A 16886-nucleotide genomic window follows, 5' to 3' on the forward strand; every position below is an offset into this window, starting at 1 on the left:
GATTAGTTAGTTTTGTTTATTATACATACAAGAATATATATATGTCAGAGATCGCAGAAATTAAGATTGACGGGAAGGTGTACGAATTCCCGGTTATTACAGGTACAGAAGGGGAGAAGGCTATTGATATTTCTAAACTTAGAGATTTAACCGGTCACATCACTTTAGATTTTGGTTTTAAAAATACCGGATCGACAAAAAGCGCTATTACTTTTTTGGACGGAGAACAAGGTATTTTAAAATATCGCGGTTATCCAATTGAAGAATTGGCGGAAAAATCTACATTTCTGGAAGTTGCGTTTCTGCTGATTTATGGAAATTTGCCAAATGTGAGTGAATTGAATGCATTTCAATCGCAGATCAGGATGCATACGCTGATCCATGAGGATATGAAGAAGTTTTTAGATGGTTATCCGTCTAAATCACATCCGATGGCTCAACTGGCCTCCCTGGTGTGCTCTTTGTCTACTTTCTATCCGGAATCGCTGGTTGCGAATTCTTCGGAAGAGACGATGGACCAGACGATGATCAAGTTGCTGGCAAAATTCCCTACGATTGTATCGTTTATTTATAAAAAATCATTGGGTCATCCACTGATCTATCCTAAGAACAAATACGATTACGTGAGTAATTTCATCAATATGATCTTCGGTCAGCGTACTGAAGAGATCGATATTGATCCCGTAGTTGTGAATGCAATGAATACTTTATTGATCCTGCATGCAGATCACGAGCAAAACTGTTCGGCTTCTACGGTAAGGATCGTTGGATCTTCGGATTGTAACCTGTATGCTTCTGTTTCAGCAGGTATTTCTGCTTTGTGGGGACCGCTGCATGGTGGTGCCAATCAGGCTGTAATTGAAATGCTGGAGCGCATTAAGGAAGATGGTGGCGATACTGAAAAATGGATCAACAAAGCAAAAGATAAGAACGACCCTTTCCGCATGATGGGCTTTGGACACCGTGTATATAAAAACTTTGACCCAAGGGCCAAGATCATTAAAAAAGCCTGTGATGACATTTTAGAAAAATTGGGTATTGACGATCCTGTTTTGGAGATCGCTAAAAAACTGGAAGAAGCTGCATTGAGCGATCCATATTTTGTAGAGCGTAAATTGTATCCAAATGTGGATTTCTATTCGGGAATTATCTACAGGGCCTTAGGTTTCCCAACAGATATGTTTACGGTATTGTTTGCACTGGGTCGTCTGCCAGGGTGGATTGCACAATGGAAAGAGATGCACGAGAACAAAGAACCAATTGGTCGCCCACGTCAGATTTATGTGGGACATACGGACAGAGAGTTTCAGGACATTACCACCAGGTAATCCATTATATTTCTTGTAGAGAAGCCGGTTTGCATAATTGCAGACCGGCTTTTTTGTTTTTGTATATGCTATATTTTATTTCCATCATGGAGTGTGTTTGAGACAAATCGACAAAAAGTTGAACAAATTTTACAGCTGAGAATCCTTTAATTTGAGTTTCAATAAACCAAATATTAACCAGCTGCGGACGCTTCAGTTACGTCTTTAACGCGTTGCAGTGTAAACCCACCACATGAAAATACATTTACTCATTTAATTTATTTGTTTGCAGCTAATAGGCTGTATTACATATTTCCTGTCGCCTAGGTACTAGCTACCTCTAGAGCGCCGATATGCTTGAATCTTTAGCATCGATTTTCGTTGATGATCATATTCAGTTCATAATCAAATAATAACCAAATCATAAACTTTATAGTATGACCAGTAAAGTATTCATTTCAGACGGCTGATAAGCTATGGGAGCGAGTCCGGAGGTCGGTAGATCTTAGCGGAATCCCATAGAAGGGATAAATAATTGAATGTAGAATATTCCGACGTCCGTCGGTTTAAACCAAATATAAATATGAGAACAAAAAGCAATTTAATGCCCTGGCGGTTCCATTGGCTGTTACTCGGATTGATCTCTGTGTTTCTGATGAATTGTAAAAGTGATGCCGTAGAGGAACAAATTGATTTTGATCCCGATAAGCCCGTGGTAGTAACAGACTTTACTCCCAAGGCTGGAGGCGCGGGAACCAACTTGGTCGTTTATGGAGAAAATTTCGGAGCCGATATCTCTAAAATTAAAGTGACTATTGGAGGTATGCCTGCTAAAATTATTGGCGTAAAAGGCAACAGCCTCTATTGCATCGTCCCAGAAAAGTCATATGACGGAGATATACAAGTTAGTGTGCTCAACGACAACAAAGAGGAGTTGGCCAAAGCAGAGTCGAAAGAAAACTTTTCCTACACCAAAAAATTATTAGTATCAACCTTTTTAGGAAAATATTTTCCTGTTGCAACAGATTTCGTTGAAAAAGAAGGCCCATTTAATGACTGCGGGGCTTTTAAAGATATCCTATGGCTTTCCTTCGATCCAAAAAATTCAAACCAGCTATATTTTACAGCAAACTACAACAGTGCTCGATTAATTGACTTTGATAAACAATATGTCAGTTATTTTAGAACCGGTTTTGATAGGGTTTCTGTGATGGATTGGAAAATTGACGGAGATAAAGACATGATCGTTTGCCATAATCATTCCAGTGATACGAGATATGGCAACTATGTTTTCTCGCGACAATCGAATTTCACTCAAAATGCTGCTATAGGACCATACGCGAGAGGTGTTAATGGAACGATTGTTCATCCACAGAACGGAGAATTGTATTATTCCAGGTTCAGAGCAGGTGATATCCGTCGATATGACTTTCAAACAAAAGAAGACAAATTAGTTTTCTCAAATCCATACAGTGGTGTTGCGGTATATATGGTCGTTCACCCTACCGGGGATTATGCCTACCTGATCCAATATGACAGGCATTTCATCATGCGTACCGATTATGATCGTACAAACAAAACCTTTAAAATTCCCTATACCGTTTGCGGGGCTGCGGGTACCAGTGGCTACGCAGATGGAGTGGGTACTTCTGCAAGATTAAACCAACCGGTTCAAGGCGTATTTGTAAAGAACCCAGCTTATCAGCAGGCAGGGGGCGATCAATATGACTTTTACTTCTGTGACCGAAGTAACCACGCGATACGTTCCTTAAACCCCGAGGGGCGTGTGAGCACATTTGCAGGACGGGGGAATAATGGAACAAGTGGCTATGCAAATGGTGATTTAAGGACACAAGCGCGGTTTAACTTGCCGCAGGCCATAGCTTATGACGATCAAAAAAAATGTTTCTATATAGGTGACTCCGGAAATTGGCTAATTCGGAAAATAGCAAATGAAGAATAATTAATAACCTAAACTTAATGATGAAGAAATTAATTCTACTAATCTATATCGCATTATTTGGGCTTTCCTTTGAGACACTTGCGCAACAGCAGGTAACTGTAACGGGAGTCATTACGGATGCGAGCAAATTACCTATTCCGGGTGTCAGCATTTCTATAGCTAACATGCCTGGATTAGGAGCCATCTCAGATGCTGATGGAAAATATAGCATAAAAATGCCTGCTTTTCAAACCTTGGTATTCAGTTATGTTGGTTATAAAAAGCAAGAGATTTTGGTTAAGGAACAGCGTGTAGTGAACATCACTTTGCAAGAAATGGATGCCAGTGCATTAGATGAGGTTGTGATCACAGCGACTGGTGCACAGAAAAAGATTTCGGTGACTGGGGCGATCACTACGGTTAATGTTGAGCAATTAAAAGCAAGCCCGAGTACATCTATGGTAGATGCGTTAGCGGGGGTAGTTCCCGGTGTTTTAGCAATGCAGACATCAGGTCGGCCGGGATCCATTTCTGAATTTTGGATTCGGAGTATCTCAACATTTGGAGCTAGTAATGCGGCTCTAGTATTGGTCGATGGCTTTGAAAGAGATATCAATGAGATAAATGTAGAGGATGTAGAGTCTTTCAGCGTTTTGAAAGATGCTTCTACAACTGCCATTTATGGTAGTAGGGGTGCCAATGGAGTAGTATTGATCAAGACGAAGCGGGGTAAGGAAGGTAAGGTAGAAATTAATGCCAAGGTAGAAGGTTTTTACAGTAGACTTACTAAGCTACCTAATTTTGCGGACGGATATACTTATGCTTCTATGGCAAATGAAGCGAAGATTACCAGAAACCAGGAGCCTTTGTATTCGCCAACCGAATTGGAAATACTTCGCCTAGGTCTAGATGGAGATCTTCTTCCTGACGTAGATTGGATGGATGTGTTACTTAGGAATGGTTCAAGTAGCCAGCGTAGTGTATTGAATTTGCGAGGTGGAGGTAAAACCGCTCGATACTATATATCTGGTGGATACCAGAATCAAGAGGGGATGTACAAGGTGGATGAATCCTTAAAGGGTTATAAAACAAATGCGAGCTTCCATAGATATACGTATCGACTGAGTGTTGATATGGATGTGACAAAAACTACGCTACTGACCGGGCAAGTTTCTGGTTCTTTGCGAAAGCAGAATGATCCCGGAGTTGGATCTAATGCTATTTGGACCGCTTTAATGGGGTATAATCCAATAATGTCCCCACTGGTGTATTCCAATGGAAGAATTCCCGCTGATTATGATGGAGATAGTAATAAAGACAATGATAAGGATCGGTTCAATCCTTGGGTGCAGGGTACGATGACGGGATATAACGAAAATTGGCAAAATAACATTCAAACTACTCTGAATCTGGAGCAGAAGCTTGATTTTGTCACGAAGGGGATGTGGTTTATTGGGCGATTTGGATACGATACCTATAACAATAATTCAATTAATAGATATAAGCAACCTGAGCTTTGGGATATCGAACGTTATCGAACGAATGGAGATTTAGTATTTAGACGCGTTGCGGAGCAACAGGAGATGAAGCAAACCTCGAAATCAGATGGCGAGAAAAGGGAGTTTTTCGAATGGGAATTGCACTATAATCGTACTTTCGCAGATCATAATTTCGGAGGGGTAGCGAGATACTCGCAAAATGCAAGAGTTTTTACTCAGAATCTTGGTGAAGATTTAAAGAATGGAATTGCTCGTCGTAATCAAGGTTTTGCAGGACGTGTTTTTTATAACTGGAAATCACGGTATTTTGTAGACTTTAATTTCGGCCGTACAGGTTCTGAAAACTTCCATAAGGATTTCAGGTATGGTTTCTTTCCCGCAGTTTCTGGTGCATGGAATATTGGCGAGGAAAAGATCATAAAGAATCTAGGATGGGTAAATATGTTTAAAGTTCGTTATTCCTATGGTAAAGCTGGAAACGACCTAATGGGTACGCGTTTTCCCTACTTATACACCCTTGAACAAATGTACCAAAGGGATGATAATGGAAACATACTATTGTATCCAGACGGTACGCCAAGACCGGCGGGGGGATATCAGTTTGCAGACTATCAGTCAACTGACCGTCCTTGGAATGGTATTCGTTATTCATCAGTAGCTTCTCCTACAGTTAGTTGGGAGATCGCGACTAAGAAAGACTTAGGAATTGATTTCTCTTTTTTCGGTGATAGATTTGGCGGTACTTTCGACTTATTCTCTGAACGTCGAGAAGGGATTTATATGCCCCGGGAATTTCTTCCAGGATTTGTAGGTTTAGAGAACAACCCTTCTGCCAATGTTGGAGAGGTGACGGCAAAGGGATTTGATGGCAACATCTTGGTGAAGCAGAAGTTGGGAACTGTAGATCTTACGCTACGTGGTAATTTGACTTATAGTAAAAGTAAGATTATTGAAAGGGATGAAGAAAATACGATATATGGTTATCGATTGGACGAAGGACATCGGGTCAACCAAGCACGTGGACTGATTCATTTAGGACTTTTCAAGGATTACGATGATATAAGAAATAGTCCGCAGCAAAGCTTTGGAGAAGTCATGCCGGGTGATATCAAATATAAGGATGTCAATGGAGACGGTATCATTAATAACACTGATATTGTGGCGATCGGCGCCACGACACGCCCCAATATGATCTATGGGTTCGGTGCATCTGTGAGCTGGAAGGGAATTGATTTAAACGTTCTATTTCAAGGTTCTGGGGAGTCGACGTACTTTATCGGTGGTTCGACGGTGAACATGTTCAGTTCGGGTTACTGGGGGAATATTTTAGATGAGATGGCTAAAGGCAGCCGTTGGAAGCTAGGGGAGAATGAAGATCCTAATGCGGCGTACCCGCGCTTAACCTACAATAATAACAGCAACAATAACCGTGCATCTACTTTTTGGTTAAGGGATGGCTCCTACCTTCGCTTAAAAACCCTGGACATGGGCTATTCTCTACCTAAGAAATTAGTAAACAGAGCTCATGTTAATAATGTTCGGCTTTTCTTTATAGGGACCAACTTGCTTACATTCAGTAAATTCAAGCTTTGGGATCCGGAGTTGGGTAGCTCGGATGGTAAAGATTATCCATTATCTAAAGTATTATCAGTTGGACTACAAGTTAATTTATAAGCAATGAGAAATAGAACAAAAATAGTGTTAATCACGAGCCTATTAACATCTACAATAATCATTGGAGGATGTAAAAAATACCTTGATTCGGATTACCTGTTCGATGAGCGGCTCACTACAGAAGAAGTTTTTACAAATCCAGATTACGCGAATAGATGGTTAGCAAGAGCTTACTTTTATTTGGGAACGAACGAGTTACAAGATGTTGCCAGTAAAAAAACGGTTCCATTTAATTTTGGAGACGATATGTTTTACGGCGATGAAAACGATGAGTATAGAAGGTGGAAATACGGGCAGTATTCGGAGAATGGGCTGGGTGGAGAAAGTAAGGGAATATGGGAAGCTTGTTATAAAGGAATTAGGCAAGCCTCGATTTTTCTTGAAAACATTGATGTGAATAAGGTCTTTTCTTCGACAGAGATTGCTAGTATGAAGGCACAGGCACGTTTCCTGAGAGCATATTACTATTGGATACTGCTGCGTACCTATGGTCCGGTGCCCATTGTACCTGATAAAGGAATCGATTATACAGATAGCTATGACGAGGTCGCACAAGCCCGAAATTCGTACGAAGAATGTGTTAGCTATATATCAAATGAACTGGTAGAGGCAGCCAGGTCACTTCCCATGCAGCAGTCTATACAACAAATAGTGCGTCCCACACGTGGAGCTGCGTTGGCACTTAGGGCGAAGGTGTTATTGTATGGTGCCAGCCCCCTAGCTAACGGGAAAGCTCCTGCTGAAATTGCGGCATCGTTGGTGAATCAGGATGGGAAGCATTTGCTTTCGTCAACTTATGATGAGTCTAAATGGGCGAGAGCAGCGGCTGCTGCCAAAGATGTGATGGACCTGGGATATTACCAATTGCACGTAGCTTATAAAAGAACAGCTGGTGACATTGCCTATCCAATAACAGTTACACCTCCACCAGATAATAATTTTTCTAATGCTAACTGGCCTTCAGGATGGGCTGATATTGATCCTTTTGAGTCTTACAGGTCACTGTTTAATGGGACTGTTCCTGCTTCACAAAATTCAGAGCTGATTTTTACACGGGGACAGAATCAAGGTGGGGAAGGAATAAATGTGATGGTAATACACCAGCTACCACGCTTAGAAGGTAAGGGATATAATTCCCATGGTATGACACAGAAGCAAGTAGACGCCTATTACATGAACGATGGTAGTGATGTTCCAGGGATGAATGATATGTATGCAGGAAGAGCAAACTATCAGGGAAGGACAAATACACAACCGCGTACATCAGGTTACGTCTCAACTTCAGAATTGCCTGAATATCCTGAGCTTGGCCCGTTAGGCACAAATGTAAGTAAACAATATGCAAAGCGTGAACCCCGTTTTTACGCATCGGTTTCTTATAACGGCTCTACCTGGCATCTGTTAAACGCAAACCCAGCGAGCGATGAGAAACCAAATGTGCAGGTATTTTACTATAGGGGTGATCCAAATGGGTATAAGAATACGAGCTACTGGACTCGCACTGGTTTTGGTATTAAAAAGTACGTCCATCCTGACGATATTAGTAATACAGCGGTTACATCATATGATAGAAGCCGAACAAAAGATAAGGTTGATCCCGCAATACGCTATGCAGATGTTTTACTGATGTATGCTGAGGCACTAAATGAGTTGAATGCATCACACAACATTCCTTCATGGGACGGGAGCAAAACACATGTAATATCAAGGGATATTGTGGAAATTAAAAAAGGAACTAATCCGGTAAGAATTCGTGCAGGGTTGGCCGACTATCCTGCGGATGTGTACGCTGATCAGAATAAATTCCGGATTAAAATCAAAAGAGAGCGTCAGATTGAGTTATTTGCCGAGGGACAACGCTACTTTGATTTGAGAAGATGGACAGATGCACCGGATGAAGAGTCAGCTCCTGTATATGGAAATAATGCGTATGCTACAAAAGATCAGCGTGACCTTTTTCATAAGCCTGTAGAGACGCCCTCGTTACCATCTATTTTTACAACAAAAATGTGGTTTTGGCCAATTCATCATGATGAGTTGAGGCGCAATAAATACCTGATTCAAAACCCAGGATGGACAAGACCCGAGTAATTTAAATTAGCAAAAATGAAAACGCATATATATATATTATTTGTAATACTGACCTTGGCCAGCTCCATAACATCTTGTAAAGATGAGTGGAAAGATAAAGAGCAATTTGAACAGATGGCATCTTTCAAGGCAGTTCCTGGTAACCAAGGGGTTACTTCAACGTATTTACGTTATACCCCTCAAGGTAAAGTAAGGTACGAGTTGCCAATTATCATGAGTGGTTCGATCCCAAACAGTAAGGCCCGTACCATCCATATTGGGCTAGATCCTGACACCTTAGCGAGGTTAAACCGCGAGCAGTATGGACATCGAAAGGAACTATATTTTAAGCAATTAGATCCAAAATATTACAGTTATCCTCAGACGGTCACGATTCCGGAAGGTGCAACTACGGTTACTTTGCCTATAGAGTTTAGCCTAGACGACTTAGACCAAGTGGAGAAATGGGTTTTACCACTGCAAATTCTGAATGATCCTTCCTATGATTACAAAGCGAACCCAAATCAGCAATATAGGAGGGCGATGTTACATATCACACCATTCAATGATTATTCGGGTACATACGGTGGTACATTGTACAAAATTTACTTAGATAGCGATACAGAACCACTAACGTTAAATAATCACAGAACATTCGTGGTAGATAATAAGACTATTTTCGCTTATGCAGGTACGAGGGATATCGATTATATAGATCGCCACCTGTACAAGGTAATGATGAGGTTTACTGATGAACGTATAGATCTTCAAAAAAGAAAGCTGGAAATTTGGAGTGATAATGCAAGTCAAAATAAGTTTAAGATAGTAGGGGAGCAGTCTTACTATACTATTAATGAGGAAAAAAATCCAACAAAACCTTATCTGAAAAATATCTACATAACCCTTTTTCTATCATATCAGTTTGAGGATTACACTACAATACCGGGACAGCGTTTAAAATACAGAGTGGAAGGAACTTTGTCTATGCAACGCGATATCAATACACTGATCCCAAATGAAGATCAGCAGATTCAATGGTAATAAGGAATAAAGAATGGTAGTAAAAAGCCTCTGTTGTTCATTCAACAGAGGCTTTTTTATTCTAGTGATTCATAGCTTCGATCGCGGCGGTCTCGGCTTTGTTATGCTTGTGTTTAAACATGATGGCAAAGGCTACTGTGATGATCAAAGCGTAAGCTGTGAAAGAAAGCCAGATGCTGTGCCAGTCTTTAACATCCAGAGCACGGCTCAAATGACCATCTGCTAATACACTAATTCCTTTGTTATTCAGGAAAGTAAGTAAATGTCCATTGTCGCTGCCTGTGTTTGCAAAGGTAGCGAGCGACTGGATGTCTGTATAAGATTTTGTAAAATACTTGTCGATCATCCATCCTGATACCAGACTTCCAAAAACAGCTCCGAAGCCGTTGGTCATCATCATGAACATACCCTGAGCAGAAGATCTTGTTTTCGGTGTAGTAGAAGTCTCTACAAATAAAGAACCCGAAATGTTGAAAAAGTCGAAAGCCATACCGTACACGATGCAAGACATGATGATCATCCATAGATTGGTGGTCGGATCTCCAAATGCGAAAAATCCAAAGCGGAGTACCCAGGCAAACATGGCGATTACGATCACTTTCTTGATCCCGAAGCGCTTCAGGAAAAAGGGAATAGCGAGGATGAATAAAGTTTCTGAAACCTGTGAGATAGACATGATCATAGTAGAGTAACGGATCACATAGGATTCAGCATAGGCTGGAAATAATTTAAATTCATCAAGGAATACGTCGCCGTAGGCATTTGTCAGTTGCAATGCTCCACCTAAAAACATAGAGAAAATAAAGAAAAGCGCCATCTTGTAATCAGTAAATAGCTTAAATGCTTCGAGACCCAAAGTCTGAATGAAGGATTTCTTTTCGTTAATTAACCGCTGTGGCGGACACTTTGGTAAGGTAAAAGCATAAATACCCAGGCTGAGTGCAGCAAGGCCGGCGATGTAAAACTGATAGGCTGTAGCTTTATTGCCGGTAAGGTTGGTGGCCCACATGGCAGCAATGAAACCAATAGTGCCCCACACCCTGATGGGCGGAAAATCTTTAATTACATCCAGTTGGCTGGATTTTAAGGTGGTATACGAAATGGAATTGCTCAAAGAAATGGTGGGCATGTAAAAGCACATCGCCAATAGCATCACCCAGAAAAAGTCATTTGGTGTATCTACCTGTGGGAGATAGAAGAGCACGGCTGCATATAAAATGTGCAATATGCCGTAGAGCACTTCCGCATTTACCCATTTATCGGCAATAATACCGGTCAGTGTTGGCATGACCAGGGAAGCAAATCCCATTGTTGCAAAGATCGCCCCGAATTGCGTGCCATCCCATTGTTTGGTGCCAAACCAATAGTTGGCAATGGTAATGAGCCATGCACCCCAAACAAAAAATTGCAAAAAGCTCATCAGGGTTAAGCGAAACTTAACGTTCATAGTTCAATAATCTAAGTTGATCCAGTATATAAAAATGAATATAGAACTATTTTGATATAAATTCTAATAGACAAATGGTTTTATCGCTTAAGCTGAATTTCGTTTGTTGATCTCATCCCGGATTTTGGCTGCTTTTTCATAGGCCTCTTCTATAATGGCCTCCTGAAGTTTTTGCTGTAGTTCATCCATGCTCAAAGAGGCGTAACTTGAACTGGGTATCGAAGGATTGATGTCTTCTGTACCTTGCTCTTTGGGAATGGCTTCCATATTCTCTAAGAATAAAAAGTCATTTCCTTCGATGACGATACCTGCAGAAGAAAGAATAAATTCGTAGGTATAAATGACGGCATTGAAGCGAACTGCCAGGGCAATTGCATCTGAAGTCCGGGCATCGATCTCCTGAGTGTTTTCACCGTCCGTGCAGATCAATTTTGCAAAGAAAACACCCTCCACCAGATTGTATATGAGTACTTCCTGTATCTGGATGTTGTACGTTTGGGCAAACGTCTTGAACAGGTCGTGGGTAAGTGGCCTGCTCGGGGTCATTTTTTCAATTTCAATGGCGATAGCTTGCGCTTCGAATGCACCGATGATGATCGGCAAACGTCGTCTTCCATTTACTTCTCCCAGCACAAGTGCGTAGGCACCCGACTGGGTTTGGCTATAAGATAAGCCAACGATATCTAGTTTTACTTTTTTCATATGAAAAAATAGGGTTTTGGGATGCGAGACCCCAAAACCCTATATCATTAACCTTTATGTGCCTTTAACGCTTCAATTAATTTGGGAACCACTTCAAATGCATCGCCAACGATGCCGTAATCTGCAACTTTAAAGAAAGGAGCTTCCGGATCTTTGTTGATCACGACGATTACTTTGGAAGAACTGACACCAGCCAAATGCTGGATGGCACCGGAAATACCGATTGCAATATAGAGGTTGGGGCTAATTGCGATACCAGTCTGTCCAACGTGTTCCGAATGTGGTCTCCAGTCGGCATCTGAAACAGGTTTAGAACAGGCAGTAGCTGCACCCAGAAGGTTAGCTAACTCCTCGATCATGCCCCAGTTTTCAGGACCTTTTAATCCACGGCCGGCTGAAACAACCAGTTCGGCATCAGGGAGTGATACTTTATTGGTGGCCCTCACAATCTCTTTAACGATGGCTGAAAGGTCAGTAGATTTAACTTCAGGGTTGAAGCTTTCAATCGACGCTTCTGTAGCCGATTCTTTTACACCAAAAGCATTAGGGTTTAGCGCAATAACTTTGTTGGTAGAGCTCAGCTCGGTAATGGCAAAGGCCTTACCCGAGAAAGCCGTCTTTTTTACTGCAAATTTACCACCCTCTGTTTTTGGTAGTTCCACTGCGCCGTCTACCAGACCTGCTTTTAATTTCACTGCGATACGGGGAGCAAGACCTTTTCCTGAGAAGGAATTTGATAAAACCACCACTTCAGCCTGCTCTTTACCTGCTGCTTCAGCGATCACAGAGGCGAAGGCCTGATTGACGAAATTTTTCAGCTGATCATTGCTTACTGTTAACACTTTAGATGCACCGTATGTGCCTAAGGCTTTGAGTTCAGTCTCGGCTACATCGCCGATGGATATTGCGGTTAAGTTGGTGTTTTGTTGATCTGCGATGGCTTTTGCATAAGAAACTGCTTCGAAAACGGATTTCTTAAACTTGCCCTCTACTTGTTCTACATATACTAAAACTGACATAGGATCTTAATTAAAATTTAAATGAATGGGAAGTCCGTGGCTTAGATGACCTTAGCTTCCTGATGTAAAAGGTCAATTAATTTGGCTGTTTCTTCTGCCGGTACGAGTTTGACGGCACCACGTGGGGCAGGAGTTTCAAACTGTCCGATCTTACTCAGTTGTTCGATCTCTTTGGCCTCAATTACCTGCAGCGGTTTGGTACGGGCCGACATGATTCCCCTCATATTAGGTATTTTTGGTTCTGCTGTACCTTCAGCACAACTAGCGATGAACTTTCCAGTTACCGATACGACTTCTTTGCCGCCTTCGATTTCGCGCTCGATGGTTGCGATACTACCATCATAATCCAGTTTTTTAATGATAGAAATAGAAGGGATGTCAAGGAATTCACCGATCATGGCGGCTACCTGCGAACCATTGTAATCTATAGATTCACGTCCGCAAAGGATCAGGTCGAAATCTACGGTCTTCGCATATTCTGCAATCTGATAGGCTACGAAATAAGCATCTCTTGGAGCAGCATTGATGCGTACTGCATCATCGGCACCAATGGCGAGTGCTTTTCTAATCGTTGGGTCGGTCTGACTTTCACCTACATTAATTACAGTTACAGTACCTTTGCCGCCTTCACACAATTCAATGGCCCGGGACAGGGCTATTTCATCATAAGGATTGACGATAAACTGTACGCCCGCTGTATTGAATTCGGTATTATCATTAGTAAAAGTTATTTTTGTCGTCGTGTCTGGGACATTACTGATACAAACTAGTATTTTCATAAGTTTACATAATTGATTTTTAATTTTATGAAGCGATTATTTGCCGCAATTGTTTTAGGTTTTTGCAGGCGAATGACGGTTTCATAAGTTACATATTGTAAGTTTACATATTGATTCACTACCTACAAATCTAATTAAAAAAGCAGGGATTAAAAATGCAAAGTACCCGAATAGATAAGTTATTGAACTTTTTAGAGAGCGATCCTAATGATCCCTTTGTTTTATACGCATTGGCTACGGAATACAATTCATCAAATGACATTGAAAAGGCATTTGACTACTATTTGAAACTGGTTGAAGCCCATCCTGACTATGTGGGCACCTATTATCATTTGGGGAAACTTTATGAAAAAACAGCGCAGAAAGACCTGGCTTTAGACATTTACCAGAAAGGTATGGTTGCTGCGCGTGGCAAGCGGGATATGCATGCATTCTCTGAATTGCAGGGGGCATATAATTCGGCTGCAGGCCTGGACTATGAAGACGATTAACAATTTGTAAAGTGAACAAACGTCAGCTTTTATTCGTCAGAAATGTGTTCCTATTCACATTTACTGCTTTTGGAGGCGCACAGGCACATTTGGCCCTGTTGCTGAAATATTTTGTCAAGGACTTCAGGTTCATCTCTGAAGAGGAGTTGCTTGAGTTGAATGCGCTGGCGCAGGTCTTGCCTGGTCCGGCCTCTACGCAGACTTTAGTAGGTATTGCTTATAAAGTAGGGGGGCTACGGTTGGCTTTGCTCAGCTTTCTGGTCTGGATACTGCCATCTGCTGCGGTGATGACTTTTGCCGCCATCAGTTTTGCAAAACTCGATCAAAAGCAAAAGTTTTCTGAGATTCTGGAATATATACAGCCCATTGCACTTGGAATCGTCGCGTTTGGCGCATACAACCTCTCAAAAAGGGTGTTGGTGTCGCAGGTTTCTGTATTTTTGGCTGTCTCTGCGGTGATTGCAACCCTAGTACTTCGAAATGCTTATGTATTCCCATTGGCCATCCTCATCGGAGGAGTGGTCTCTTCAGCACTGGAAACACCTCATGAAGAAAGCGCGATCCGTGTGCGTCTTTTCTCCAATATCAACCGTAAAAAGCTCATTTATTTTATGGGCGTATTGCTTTTGCTAGCGCTGCTGGGCGCAATTATCAACAGGACTTCGCCTTTTAGTTTGCCCATCAGGTTATTTGAGAATTTCTACCGTAACGGCATTCTTATTTTTGGTGGGGGACAAGTGCTGGTTCCATTGATGTTTACAGAGTTCGTGCAAATGAAGCAATATCTGCATGCTTCGGGCTTTTTGTCGGGTTTTGCACTGCAGCAGGCCCTGCCCGGACCTACATTTTCTTTTACGAGTTATGTAGGAGTTTTGAGTATGAAGAATTTCGGCTATGGAATGACAGGGCAGATTCTGGGAGGTGCAGTTGCGGTTTTGGGAATCAATCTTCCCGGTCTGTTGCTGGTACTATTCATCGTACCTTTCTGGGAAGACCTGAAGAAAATTGCCAGAATTAAATATTCATTGGCGGGAATTAATGCGGTAAGTGTGGGCTTTATCATCGCTGCTTTCATTCTACTTGTTCAGCCCATTGGGCTGGATTTTCTAGCGATCGTGATCCTCATCAGTACATTTCTGATCCTGAATTTTACCAGGATCAGTCCACCATTTATTGTACTTGCGGGTATTTTATTAGGTTACTTTTTGTAAAGTTTAGAAAGGTGCATCCTCATCATGCATGTCGTCCATACGCGAAGGCTTGATGATGACATTACCTAATGGCCGGTCGAAATCCTGAGAAGGCTGCATGCCTGCACCTGAACTTTCTATAGAGAATGAACTTGGTGCGGAGAAATCTTCTTCCAGATCGGCAAATTTCACATATTTACCTATGAAGCGAAGCGGAACAATTCCGGTCTCACCGTTACGGTGCTTGGCAATGATCACCTCACCAACTCCGGCTTGTGAGCGTCCCTGCTCATCTTCCGTAATGCCATAATATTCGGGACGGTATAGGAAGAGTACCATATCGGCATCCTGCTCGATGGAGCCCGATTCACGCAAGTCGGATAGCATTGGCCTCTTACCATTTACACCAGGTCTGCTCTCTACAGCACGACTCAACTGAGAAAGTGCCAGTACCGGGACATTGAGTTCCTTGGCTACCGACTTAAGTGCCCTTGAAATACTACCGATTTCCTGCTCACGATTACCACCGCCGCTTTGTCCTTCACCTTTACCGTGCATGAGCTGCAAGTAATCGATGATGATCAACTGTATATCATATTGCGCTTTTAACCTCCGGCATTTCGCCCTGAATTCAAAGATGTTCAATGCCGGGGTATCATCAATCATTAGCGGGGCCTCGGTAAGTCCACCAATCTTACTGTGCAGTTGTTGCCATTCCCATTCCTGCAGGTTTCCCTTTCTGATCTTCTCCTGTTCGATTTCGGCTTCTCCGGAAATCAAACGATTTACGAGCTGTACCGAAGACATCTCCAGGGAGAATACTACAGCAGGACGCTTGAACTGTACTGCGGCATTTCGCGCACAGGTCAATACGAAAGCGGTTTTACCCATCGCCGGACGAGCTGCAATGATGACCAAATCTGAGGCCTGCCATCCACCGGTAATCCGGTCCAGGTCGGTAAAACCAGAAGGAACTCCGGTTAAGCCGTCACTTTTGCTGCGCAGTTCTTCCAATGTGGCCAGGGATTGTTTGATGATCTCGTCCATTTTTTGGGTATCTCTGCGGAGGTTATTCTGCGCGATGTCGAAGAGGTTCTTTTCTGCATGATCAAGCAGGTCGAAGATATCAGTAGTGTCTTCGTATGCGTTTTGGATGATCTCCGAAGAAATCCTGATCAGTTCACGCTGGATATATTTTTGAGAAATGATCCTGGCGTGAAATTCGATATTGGCAGCCGAAGCCACACGATTGGTCAGGTTAGTGATGTAATAGGCACCGCCGATCATCTCCAATTGTCCTAGCGAGCGGAGTTCTGAAGTAACGGTCAGGATATCTACCGGTTTAGATTTTTGAAACAGTCCCTGTATGGCCTCAAAGATTTTTTTATGGCCTTCATGGTAAAATACTTCCGGCTTCAGGATATCGATAACGGTCGATAATGCATCTTTTTCGAGCATTAAAGCACCAAGTATAGCTTCTTCCAGATCCACAGCTTGAGGAGGTATTCGTCCTGCCATATTCATGGTGTTGCTCAGTCTGTTTTTTCGGGCGCTGAAGTTTGCTTTGTCCTGTCCTTGTGTACCGTTATCCGTCATCATAGGATACAAAAATAGCTAAAAATAAACGCCCCCGCTATTTTGTTTATGCACATTCCCACATTGGGGAATCATTGCAAATTGAGCCCAATATCCTGAATTTTAAAAAACTTCCAACATTAAGATGTT

The 16886-nt window shown here is 42.1% G+C and carries 12 protein-coding genes; 7 read left to right on the forward strand and 5 right to left on the reverse strand.

Translation table 11 applies throughout. The features are described 5' to 3' along the window. Positions 1-41 precede the first annotated feature (41 nt). The 5 genes from WAE59_RS05750 to WAE59_RS05770 all read left to right on the forward strand — a co-directional run bounded on the left by WAE59_RS05750 (position 42) and on the right by WAE59_RS05770 (position 9533). On the forward strand, positions 42-1328 hold the full coding sequence (locus WAE59_RS05750) for a citrate synthase (RefSeq protein ID WP_337854980.1): 1287 nt from the start codon (positions 42-44) through the stop codon (positions 1326-1328). Between the two features lie 514 nt (positions 1329-1842). Next, a complete protein-coding gene (locus WAE59_RS05755) occupies positions 1843-3270 on the forward strand; it encodes an IPT/TIG domain-containing protein (protein WP_337854981.1) in 1428 nt (475 codons plus the stop codon). Between the two features lie 17 nt (positions 3271-3287). After that, the gene (locus tag WAE59_RS05760; RefSeq protein WP_337854982.1) at positions 3288-6422 is read left to right on the forward strand and encodes a SusC/RagA family TonB-linked outer membrane protein; all 3135 of its coding nucleotides are present in this window, start codon (positions 3288-3290) and stop codon (positions 6420-6422) included. A gap of 3 nt (positions 6423-6425) precedes the next feature. Next, positions 6426-8513, forward strand: a complete 2088-nt coding sequence (locus WAE59_RS05765; protein WP_337854983.1) for a RagB/SusD family nutrient uptake outer membrane protein — start codon at positions 6426-6428, stop codon at positions 8511-8513. 15 nt (positions 8514-8528) lie between these two features. Beyond that, complete coding sequence (locus WAE59_RS05770; RefSeq protein WP_337854984.1) at positions 8529-9533, forward strand: DUF4973 domain-containing protein; 1005 nt, start codon at positions 8529-8531, stop codon at positions 9531-9533. 61 nt (positions 9534-9594) lie between these two features. On the opposite strand, the gene WAE59_RS05775 is transcribed toward WAE59_RS05770, so the two are convergent. The 4 genes from WAE59_RS05775 to WAE59_RS05790 all read right to left on the reverse strand — a co-directional run bounded on the left by WAE59_RS05775 (position 9595) and on the right by WAE59_RS05790 (position 13480). Further along, complete coding sequence (locus tag WAE59_RS05775; protein ID WP_337854985.1) at positions 9595-10980, reverse strand: nucleoside permease; 1386 nt, start codon at positions 10978-10980, stop codon at positions 9595-9597. A gap of 87 nt (positions 10981-11067) precedes the next feature. Then, entirely contained in the window at positions 11068-11682 is a 615-nt protein-coding gene (locus WAE59_RS05780; protein WP_337854986.1) for a bifunctional nuclease family protein, read from the reverse strand. Between the two features lie 47 nt (positions 11683-11729). Beyond that, complete coding sequence (locus WAE59_RS05785; RefSeq protein WP_337854987.1) at positions 11730-12701, reverse strand: electron transfer flavoprotein subunit alpha/FixB family protein; 972 nt, start codon at positions 12699-12701, stop codon at positions 11730-11732. A gap of 41 nt (positions 12702-12742) precedes the next feature. Then, positions 12743-13480 (reverse strand): electron transfer flavoprotein subunit beta/FixA family protein, encoded by a 738-nt coding sequence (locus WAE59_RS05790; protein ID WP_337854988.1) that lies wholly within the window; start codon positions 13478-13480, stop codon positions 12743-12745. A gap of 155 nt (positions 13481-13635) precedes the next feature. On the opposite strand from WAE59_RS05790, the gene WAE59_RS05795 reads away from it, so the two are divergent. Both WAE59_RS05795 and chrA read left to right on the forward strand, forming a co-directional pair. Beyond that, positions 13636-13971 (forward strand): tetratricopeptide repeat protein, encoded by a 336-nt coding sequence (locus WAE59_RS05795; RefSeq protein ID WP_337854989.1) that lies wholly within the window; start codon positions 13636-13638, stop codon positions 13969-13971. Between the two features lie 11 nt (positions 13972-13982). Then, positions 13983-15182, forward strand: coding sequence for a chromate efflux transporter (gene chrA, locus WAE59_RS05800; RefSeq protein ID WP_337854990.1), 1200 nt, complete (start codon positions 13983-13985; stop codon positions 15180-15182). 3 nt (positions 15183-15185) lie between these two features. On the opposite strand, the gene dnaB is transcribed toward chrA, so the two are convergent. Further along, the gene (gene dnaB, locus WAE59_RS05805) at positions 15186-16760 is read right to left on the reverse strand and encodes a replicative DNA helicase (protein ID WP_443147248.1); all 1575 of its coding nucleotides are present in this window, start codon (positions 16758-16760) and stop codon (positions 15186-15188) included. Between the last annotated feature and the right edge of the window lie 126 nt (positions 16761-16886).

The organism is Pedobacter sp. GR22-6 (assembly GCF_037402555.1).
Lineage (GTDB): Bacteria > Bacteroidota > Bacteroidia > Sphingobacteriales > Sphingobacteriaceae > Pedobacter.

Bases quoted from the DNA above. Each gene is read 5' to 3' on its own strand.
- WAE59_RS05780 (WP_337854986.1), bottom strand. From the start codon at position 11,682: ATGAAAAAAGTAAAACTAGATATCGTTGGCTTATCTTATAGCCAAACC.
- WAE59_RS05765 (WP_337854983.1), top strand. From the start codon at position 6,426: ATGAGAAATAGAACAAAAATAGTGTTAATCACGAGCCTATTAACATCT.
- dnaB (WP_443147248.1), bottom strand. From the start codon at position 16,760: ATGATGACGGATAACGGTACACAAGGACAGGACAAAGCAAACTTCAGC.
- WAE59_RS05785 (WP_337854987.1), bottom strand. From the start codon at position 12,701: ATGTCAGTTTTAGTATATGTAGAACAAGTAGAGGGCAAGTTTAAGAAA.
- WAE59_RS05775 (WP_337854985.1), bottom strand. From the start codon at position 10,980: ATGAACGTTAAGTTTCGCTTAACCCTGATGAGCTTTTTGCAATTTTTT.
- WAE59_RS05770 (WP_337854984.1), top strand. From the start codon at position 8,529: ATGAAAACGCATATATATATATTATTTGTAATACTGACCTTGGCCAGC.
- WAE59_RS05750 (WP_337854980.1), top strand. From the start codon at position 42: ATGTCAGAGATCGCAGAAATTAAGATTGACGGGAAGGTGTACGAATTC.
- WAE59_RS05760 (WP_337854982.1), top strand. From the start codon at position 3,288: ATGATGAAGAAATTAATTCTACTAATCTATATCGCATTATTTGGGCTT.
- WAE59_RS05790 (WP_337854988.1), bottom strand. From the start codon at position 13,480: ATGAAAATACTAGTTTGTATCAGTAATGTCCCAGACACGACGACAAAA.
- WAE59_RS05795 (WP_337854989.1), top strand. From the start codon at position 13,636: ATGCAAAGTACCCGAATAGATAAGTTATTGAACTTTTTAGAGAGCGAT.